This is a genomic window from Devosia ureilytica, assembly GCF_024273195.1.
In the GTDB taxonomy this organism is placed as follows: domain Bacteria; phylum Pseudomonadota; class Alphaproteobacteria; order Rhizobiales; family Devosiaceae; genus Devosia; species Devosia ureilytica.
Genome location: NZ_JAMZCU010000019.1, coordinates 1 through 956 on the forward strand (window position 1 = coordinate 1; position 956 = coordinate 956).

Genomic DNA, 956 nt, shown 5'->3' on the forward strand with positions numbered 1-956 from the left:
CGCCACTTCTTTTCATAGGCGCCCGACGTTGTGCGCTGGCCCTCGCTCAGGCGATGCAACTGCGCCAGTTTTTGCGCGCGCTGGTCCTTGGGAACATCGAGCGCAGCGCGCAGGCTGGATACCACCTGGGCGACATAGGCCTTGCCGCGCTGCCGCCCTTCGATCTTGAGCGCTTTAACCCCGGCCGCCCGCAAGGCGTCGAGGTGATCCATCACATCAAGGCTCACTGGATCCTCGAAGGCATAGCCATCATCATCGGCAATGTGGAAACGGCCCTTGCACAAGGTGGGGTATCCGGCCGGCTCATTTTGGCCGAAGCGGTTGATGGTGAAGCCACCCAGTTCGGAGACCATGTCGGTACCATCCTCGCGATAGCGCACATGGCTGGCCGGCGAGCAAACGCCCTGCATATTGGGGGATTGGCCGGTGATATAGGATGAGAGCGAGCAGCGCCCCTCGGCCATCACGCACAAGCCGCCAAAGGCAAAGACTTCCAGCTCGCAATCGACCTGGCGCGCCAGATTGGCGATCTCGGCAACGGTCAGCACACGCGGCAAGACCAGACGCTTGGCGCCAAAGCTTTCGACCAGCAGATTGATTGCATCGACATTGGACGCCGAAGCCTGAACCGAAACATGCAGACGCTGGTCGGGATAAGTGGTTGCCACATAATCCATCAGCGCCATATCGGCCAGGATCAGCGCATCAGCGCCAGCCGCCACCGCATCGTCGGCGGCGCGGTACCACAAATCCTCGTTGCTGGCGCGCATGAACGTGTTGAGCGCAACATAGGTCTGGACGCCCTTGTCACGGCCATGGGCAATGGCTTGGCGCAGTTCTTCGCGCGTGAAATTGAGACCGGGGAAATTGCGGGCATTGGTTTCATCGCGGAAGCCGCAATAGACCGCATCGGCACCGGCCTCGACGGCTTCGCGATAGGCAGCTGGGGTTCCGGC

The 956-nt window shown here is 61.4% G+C and carries 1 protein-coding gene; it reads right to left on the minus strand.

Annotated elements, in window-relative coordinates; genetic code table 11:
• Nucleotides 1-956, minus strand: a 956-nt coding sequence (gene ubiU / locus NIM87_RS18485; protein ID WP_254676226.1) for a ubiquinone anaerobic biosynthesis protein UbiU, incomplete at both ends; no start/stop codon positions are given.